The 7781-nt window shown below is 55.1% G+C and carries 6 protein-coding genes; 1 reads left to right on the top strand and 5 read right to left on the bottom strand.

What is annotated here, in order from left to right:
- Positions 1-2232 (top strand): aminopeptidase N (pepN, locus tag AC2VLY_RS08035; RefSeq protein ID WP_486922066.1); only part of this gene is annotated, 2232 nt, incomplete at its 5' end.
- Here pepN and AC2VLY_RS08040 read toward each other — a convergent pair.
- From AC2VLY_RS08040 to AC2VLY_RS08060, 5 genes are all read right to left on the bottom strand, one after another.
- Positions 2229-3704: a CYTH and CHAD domain-containing protein gene (locus AC2VLY_RS08040; RefSeq protein ID WP_486922067.1), complete on the bottom strand. Its 1476-nt coding sequence runs from the start codon at positions 3702-3704 to the stop codon at positions 2229-2231. The two genes, pepN and AC2VLY_RS08040, sit on opposite strands and share 4 nt — an antisense overlap.
- A complete protein-coding gene (locus AC2VLY_RS08045; protein WP_486892709.1) occupies positions 3682-4320 on the bottom strand; it encodes a nucleotide-binding protein in 639 nt (212 codons plus the stop codon). Before AC2VLY_RS08045 ends, AC2VLY_RS08040 begins: the two co-directional genes overlap by 23 nt.
- 15 nt (positions 4321-4335) lie before the next feature.
- Complete coding sequence (ppk1, locus tag AC2VLY_RS08050; RefSeq protein ID WP_193650767.1) at positions 4336-6441, bottom strand: polyphosphate kinase 1; 2106 nt, start codon at positions 6439-6441, stop codon at positions 4336-4338.
- On the bottom strand, positions 6434-7300 hold the full coding sequence (gene folD, locus AC2VLY_RS08055) for a bifunctional methylenetetrahydrofolate dehydrogenase/methenyltetrahydrofolate cyclohydrolase FolD (RefSeq protein WP_193650768.1): 867 nt from the start codon (positions 7298-7300) through the stop codon (positions 6434-6436). Before folD ends, ppk1 begins: the two co-directional genes overlap by 8 nt.
- 203 nt (positions 7301-7503) lie before the next feature.
- Positions 7504-7781, bottom strand: a 278-nt coding sequence (locus AC2VLY_RS08060; RefSeq protein ID WP_486892708.1) for an efflux RND transporter permease subunit, incomplete at its 5' end; no start/stop codon positions are given.

Genomic DNA, 7781 nt, shown 5'->3' on the forward strand with positions numbered 1-7781 from the left:
ATTACCTATTATCTGGATCGTCCGGATTGTCTGGCCAAATTTACGGTGACTTTACACGCTTCCCGAAAAACCTGTCCGGTGTTGCTGGCCAATGGGAACTGCATTGCCCAGGGGGATGAAGGCAACGATTGGCATTGGGCGCGTTGGGAAGATCCTTATCCCAAGCCCGCTTACTTATTTGCGATGGTGGCCGGTGATCTGGCCGTACAGCGCGATGTTTTTGTTACACAATCCGGACGGTCGGTGACGCTGGAAATTTATGTGGCTGAACGGGACCTGGGAGCCTGCGACCAGGCCATGGAAAGCCTGAAGCGGGCCATGCGCTGGGATGAAGAGGTTTACGGGCGGGAATATGATCTGGATCGTTACATGATTGTGGCGACCGACAGCTTCAATATGGGGGCCATGGAAAACAAGGGCCTCAATATTTTCAACTCCAAATATGTGCTGGCCAGCCCTGAAACCGCCACCGATACGGATTATCAGGGCGTTGAATCGGTCATTGCTCATGAATACTTTCATAACTGGACGGGTAATCGGGTGACCTTGCGGGACTGGTTTCAACTGAGCCTCAAAGAAGGTTTGACGGTATTTCGTGATCAGGAATTCAGTGCAGTTATGAATTCGCGCGGGGTGCAACGGATTGGCGATGTGCGACGTCTGCGTGCGGCCCAGTTTCCTGAAGATGCTGGCCCGCTGGCGCATCCGGTGCGTCCCGATGCCTATTCGGAAATCAACAATTTTTACACGGCGACGGTGTATGAAAAGGGTGCGGAACTGGTGCGCATGATCCATACCCTGCTCGGCAAGGAAGGTTTTCGGCGGGGGACAGATCTGTATTTTGAACGACATGATGGTCATGCGGTCACCATCGAAGATTTTGTGGAGGCCATGGAAGATGCCAACCACTATGATCTTTCCAGTTTTCGGCGCTGGTACTCCCAGGCTGGAACACCACAAGTAAAGGCCGAGGGAAGTTATGATCCCGCGAGTCGTTCCTACACGCTGACCCTACAGCAGTCCACCCCCGCCACGCCCGGACAGTCAAACAAGGAGCCGGTACCTGTTCCGGTGCGCATGGCTTTGCTCAACACCCAGGGAGAAAAAGCGGTTCTGGATAAAACAGGCGCAACCGAAAAGGTGATTTTACTGGAGCAGGCCAGTCAAAGCTGGACTTTTGAGGACTTGCCCGATCCGGTGATCCCGTCCCTGTTGCGGGGTTTTTCTGCCCCGGTGCGCCTGGATATTGCTCTCGATGATCAGGCTCGCAGTTTTTTGGCCGGTGTGGATGATGATCCTTTCAATCGCTGGGAAAGCACCCAGGAGTTAGCCCTGAAATCTTTGCTGGAAGGGATGGAAAATCATAAGAAACTCGAGGCGTTGCCTGCGGCCTTGGCGCAGGCGCTGTCTGCCACACTGAAACAAAGCCAGATGGACCCGGCTTTTCGCGCGGAGTTGTTGACTTTGCCCAGCGAGGATTATATCGGTGAACAGATGGCGGTCATTGCGGTGGATGCCATTCATCAAGCGCGGGAGACCCTGCTCGATAAAATTGGCGCACATTTTCATGATGAATGGTTAGGATTGTATCAGGATCTTGCGGGCGCTTATGAGCGGGATGGGGCTTCCATTGGTCGTCGCCGTCTTCGTAATATGGCCTTGAGTTATCTGATTCATAGTGATCACAGTCGTCATGAGGACATGACCCTGCATGCGCGTCAGCAATATGTGCAGGCCGATAACATGACAGACCGTCTGGCGGCTTTTCAGTTGCTGGTGCAGCATCCCAAACATGATGCCGAAGACATCCTTCTGGATTTTTACCAGAAATGGCAGGATTATCCGCTGGTGATCGACAAATGGTTCGCCATTCAGGCCATGGCACCGCGCCCCGATACCTTGCGCCAGGTGCAGCATCTTTTGGTGCATCCGGCCTTTGACTGGAAAGTGCCCAATCGGGTGCGGGCGGTGTTGGGGGCTTTTTCCATGAATCCGACCTTATTTCATGCGGCTGATGGTTCAGGTTATGCTTTTTTTGCCGAGCAAATCCGTCGGCTGGATGATATCAACCCGCAAACTGCTGCCCGTCTGGCCACACCTCTCAGTCGTTGGCAGCGCTATGACAAGGTCCGCCAGCGAGGCATGATGAATGCCCTGCAACTGTTGGCAGCAAAACCGAACCTGTCCCGCGACCTGACCGAGGTCATTCAGCGGTCGTATCCTGCCGCTTAGCTATCCCATGGCCGGGCCGTGGATTCCAGTCTCAACCAGAATTTCTGGAATTTTTTACGCTGTCGGGCCTCGCGGCCCTGCAGGAACCCCAATAACGCACCCGCCTGAAAAGCCACGCCGGCTTTGCGATTGTTGGCCAGGGGATGCAGATATTGGCCTGCCATGTCCGCATCGTGGATTTCTCCGGCAATACCCTGCAACGTCGCCAGTAATTTCAGTAAGGCCTTGCTATCTTTTCCCGGCCATAATGGCGCCAGGGTGATCATCACATATCGGATGTTTTTGATAAGGATGCGCAGGCTGTGTAAGGCTTCGGGATGATCCAGCAGCATTTTGCCGGCAGCCATCAGTTTGCGGTCTTCGCGATGTAATTGGGATTCGCTGAAATCCTGCAGATTTTTGGCGTGGGTCAATGGATGTCGCATTAAACTGGCCCAGAGTTTCAGCAGGATGGCGACCAGTTGCGGTAATTGTTCGGCCTGCTGGGGTGCTTGCGCCGATAAAATATCCTGCAAGGGGGCGGGGTCCAGGGTCATGATCGCGGCAATGTCGGTCCAGTATCCCAGCAGGGCTTCATAATCACGTTTGTGGTTATGCTGGTGAAACCATTCCTGAAGCGCGAGGCGGTAGGGTTGCAATAGATTGTCCGGGTCGAGCACGCGGCAAAAGCGCAAGGTTGATCTGAGGCTGCGCACGCTTTTACGCAGGTCATGAAAACTATCCGCAGAAGTTTTGGCCCAGTGTTTGCGTGTATCGTGAATAATTTGCTGGAGTTGCCAGGTCAGTATCTGGCTGAAAGCACTGCCAGCATTTTCCCGGCGGTGCAGAGGCCATGCCGTGTCGCGCGGTTTTTCATCGGCAATCAGACCGGCCAGGCGCAACCCACGAAACAATTTGCTTTCCTGGTCGGGAATCAGGGGAAGATCCTGACAGAGGGCTGCGCCCATTTCGAGCACTGCCGCTGCATTCCCCTGGGCAAGTTCCAGCTCCACCTCGCGGATGGGTTCGCTCTGGCCTCTGGCCAGAATTTCTCCGCGATCAAGCGCTACAATGATTTCACTGCCATCGGTGTGGGTAACCCGGCTTTCGTGGCGTTCGAAACGGGTTTCCAGAATGACCTGCAAGTCCAGTTCCGTGAAGGGTGCAAGCATGGCGGCGGCTTCACTATCGGTGAAGACGCTCAGGTCGGGCTGGTTACTGGCGACCGGTACATTCCACTCCGGACGTTGGTGCAGTCCGCCGGCGGACTGGCCGCTGGCCTTGAGGGTGGCTATCCAGGCCTCTCCTTCGCGGCGCACACGGTAGGCCAGACGCGCGCGCTGCAGGGCGCTGTCCCGACTATCAAAATAAAACGCATGCAACTGAAGTGGAGGTTCTTTGCTGATGGCCAGTAGAGGATGTTCGGCAATACGTTTCCAGACTGGAGCCGTATCGTCCATAATCTGTAATTTAAGTTCCTCTTCCACCACCATCTCCCATCACAAAATTCAGTATGCGTACCCATTGCGGCAATTCATTGCGGTTTTCTGTGGCACGCATGTCGGCAATTCCGGCACCACATTGGGCGGCACGGACGTAAATCTGACTATCCCGCAAGGTCGCCACCACGGGCAGGTTCCATTCACTCAGGACACTTTGCAGATGCTGGGCACCCCGGGTACGCGCATTTACCCGATTGGCAATCACCCCCATCCGCACTCTACCTTTACGGTAACGCTTGATTTCTTCCAGTTTTTGCAAAAAGAGCTGGCTGGCATCCAGATCAAAAAGGGAGGGGCCGATGGGTACCAGCAGAACCTCTACCTCACCCAGCATATCTTCAAGGCGTTTCTTTTTGAGTCCTGCAGGGGCATCCATGACCACATAGTCACTGGCGGGATAATCACGGAAGTCGCGTTCGGCATCTTCCACCACATTCAGCCTGGGGAGCAGGGGAGAGCGGCGTTTGACCCAGTGGGAAGAAGACTGCTGGGGATCCAGATCGGCAAGGAGAACCGTCCCACGCAGCGCCAGAAGGCTGGCCAGATTGGTCGCCACAGTGGTTTTGCCCGCCCCCCCCTTGCTGTTGAGGACCAGGATTCTGATCATCGCTATGGCTCCTTTTTAGCCATGATGACTGCTGCGATCATAATGCCGCAGCAGGGTTTCCTGGGCGGATTGACAGTCATCTTCCGGGCTTCGGCGCAAATGTTCATAGCTGCCGTCCGCCTTCATGAGCCAGGCGTTGCAGTCATCCTGCAGATAAAGCTGCAGGGTTTCCTCGAGAACCCGGGCGCGGAGGTCCGGGTCCTGTATTGGAACGGCAACCTCCAGGCGTCTAAACAGGTTGCGTCCCATCCAGTCTGCGCTGGAAATCCACAGCTTGGGATGCCGTCCATTGCCGAAATAATAAACCCGGCTGTGTTCCAGAAAGCGACCGACAATGGAGCGCACCCGAATATGCTCGGAAACGCCGGGGATGCCGGGACGCAGGGCGCAGGCACCGCGCACTACCAGATCAATTTCGACGCCCGCCTGAGAGGCCCGATACAGGGCACGAATCAACTCCGGGTCTACCAGTGCGTTGACCCGTGCCAGAATACGTCCTTCGCTACCCCTGCGGGTTTCTGCTTCAATGGCCTGAATAAGCGCGTTGAACAGCGTAAAAGGGCTTTGCAGCAGGCGCCGCAACTGAGGCACCTTGCCCATGCCGGTGATGTGCATGAACAGGTCATTCATGTCGGCGGTAATGTCCGTATCGGCGGTCAACAGGCTCAAGTCGGTATAAATCCTGGCGTTGCGGGGGTGGTAGTTGCCCGTGCCGAGATGGCCGTAAAGGCGGATACCTCCTTCCTCACGGCGCAATACCAGAATCATTTTGGCATGGACTTTGTGGTTGACGACCCCGTACACGACCTGTACGCCTACTTCTTCCAGACGCTCGGCCATGTGGATGTTGTTGGCTTCATCAAAGCGGGCTTTGAGTTCAACCACGGCAGTGACCTGCTTGCCCGCCAGAGCCGCCTCAATCAGCGCCTCAATCAGGGGCGAGTCAGGGGTGGTGCGATAGAGGGTCTGCTTGATGGCAATAACCTGGGGATCACTAGCCGCCTGACGCAGAAAATCAAGCACCGGATTAAAGCTCTGGTAGGGGTGATGCAGCAAAATGGGTGCTTCACGCAGGCGCGCAAAAATATTTTCCGGCCGGGAACAGACGCTGGGAAGCCCCGGTACGAAAGAGGGAAAGAGCAGGTCCTGGCGCGGCACCATGTCAATAATGGCCGCCAGCCTGGACAGGTTCACCGGTCCGGCCAGTGAATAGAGATTGTCATCCACCAGTTCAAAGTGTTTGAGCAGATAATCGACGACTTCGCGGGGGCAGTTATTGGCGACTTCCAGGCGTACAGCTTCCCCGAAAGGACGCATGGGCAATTCGTCCACCAATGCGTCCAGAAGGTTATCCACTTCTTCCTCATCCACAAACAGTTCGCTGTTACGGGTGACCCTGAACTGATAAAAACCGAGAATTTTCAGGCCGGGAAACAGTGCGGTGACGTGTTCGTGAATGATGGAGGAAAGAAAAACAAAATCACTGGGACCCGCCAGGTGGGGAGGAATCTGGATGATTCGGGGAAGAATCCTGGGGGCCTGGACGATGGCAATGGGGCTGCGTCGTCCGTAAGCATCCTGTCCTTCCAGCACAATGGCAAAATTCAGACCCTTGTTTTGCACTTTAGGAAAGGGGTGCGCCGGGTCCAGGCTGAGAGGCGTCAGCAAGGGCATGACTTCGGTCTGAAAATAATTGCTGATCCAGCGCTTCTGTGCAGCTCGCCATTCCTTGCGCCGCAGCAGCCTAATGCCTTCTTTGGCCAGAGCCGGGAGCAGACGCTGGTTCAGGCAGAGATATTGTTCCTGGATGATTTCATGGGCCATTTGCGCCACGGCTGCAATTTCCCGATCTGGTCCCAGCATGTCAGGCCCCAAGGGTCCGGCACCAAATTTGCGCCTTTGCAGTAATCCAGCCATGCGTACTTCAAAAAATTCATCAAGATTGCTGGAAACAATGGTCAGAAAGCGCAAGCGCTCCAGCAAGGGTACGCGTGGATCATCAGCCAGTGCCAGCACCCGCTGATTAAAGGCGAGAATACTCAGATCACGATTGAAATAGAGCTCTGCATTATCCAGAGATACCGGGTTTTCTGCGGATTCTGACTGATCGCTTTCAGTCATGACGTTGGCGCATCCTCTGCTCGGCGGCTATTAACGTGTTTTGCAGGAGTGTAGCCACGGTCATGGGTCCGACTCCGCCGGGAACCGGTGTAATCCAGGCTGCCCGCTTTTCGGCTTCGGCAAAGTCTACATCGCCGGTCAGGCGACCATCAGGCAAACGATTGATACCAACATCAATGACCACCGCGCCTTCACGAATCCACTGACCAGGAATCAAACCCGGCTTGCCAGCGGCAGCAATCAGGAGTTCTGCCCGCTCCACATGGGCCTGAAGGTTGCGGGTAAAGCGATGACAGACCGTGACAGTGGCCCCTGCCAGCAATAACTCCATAGCCATGGGTCGTCCGACAATGTTGGACGCACCAACAATCACCGCCTCTTTGCCGCGAACATCCAGGTCAATTTCATCAAGCAGGGTCATGATACCGGCAGGTGTGCAGGAACGCAGCAGGGGCGCGCGGAGGGCGAGACGCCCGACGTTATAGGGATGAAAGCCATCCACATCTTTTTCGACGGCTATGGCTTCAATGATGACTTCAGGATCAAACTGGGGGGGGAGGGGTAATTGCACGAGAATACCATCAATGCTGTCATCAGCATTTAACCCGGCTATTTTCTGGAGCAATTGTTCAGGACTGCTTGCAGCCGGGAGATTTACCGCCAGAGAATGGATCCCCACGCTTTTGCAGGTGTCGCGTTTTTTCTGGACATAAACTTCGGAGGCCGGATTGTTGCCTACCAGAACCACTGCCAGGCCAGGAGCCCGACCATGGTTTTTGAGAAAAGCACGACTTTTTTCGGCGATTTCTGCCTGCAGTTTCTTGGCAATGGCTTTTCCATCAATGCGTTGCGCAGTCATTGCTTCCCCTGCGCTGAAGCTGAATGGCCTGGGGAAACCTTCTTTATCATGAAATTAACCTTATGAATGATCTGCGTCGTTTTAAATACTCTAATATCCCAACATTCTTCTGTTCCCTCGATTTTTTGTCAAGCAAAAAGCTTCCCGGCCCACCGCCGTGTTCAGGGGGCCAGTATCCGGTCTGCTCCCTCCGAAGATCCGCTTCAGGAAGCAGGCTCAGCCGGGGTTTCGCTCCCCCGCAAATTCTTGGCCAGCACCATATACATGGCGGGTACCACGAACAGCGAGAATAGCGCGCCAATGCCCAAGCCGGTGAAAATGACCAGGCCCATCTGGAAACGACTCACGGCGCCGGGTCCATTCATGAGGAGCAGGGGGAGAACCCCGAGTACCATGGCTCCGGTGGTCATCAGAATCGGACGCAGACGGATACTCGACGCCTTTTCCACCGCTTCGCGTTTGCCCAAGCCCTCGTGACGCT

This window comes from Acidithiobacillus sp. TH-A36 (assembly GCF_057473445.1).

Excerpts from the sequence above, each read along its gene's own strand:
- AC2VLY_RS08040 (WP_486922067.1), bottom strand. The coding sequence starts at position 3,704 with ATGGTGGTGGAAGAGGAACTTAAATTACAGATTATGGACGATACGGCT.
- AC2VLY_RS08045 (WP_486892709.1), bottom strand. The coding sequence starts at position 4,320 with ATGATCAGAATCCTGGTCCTCAACAGCAAGGGGGGGGCGGGCAAAACC.
- ppk1 (WP_193650767.1), bottom strand. The coding sequence starts at position 6,441 with ATGACTGAAAGCGATCAGTCAGAATCCGCAGAAAACCCGGTATCTCTG.
- folD (WP_193650768.1), bottom strand. The coding sequence starts at position 7,300 with ATGACTGCGCAACGCATTGATGGAAAAGCCATTGCCAAGAAACTGCAG.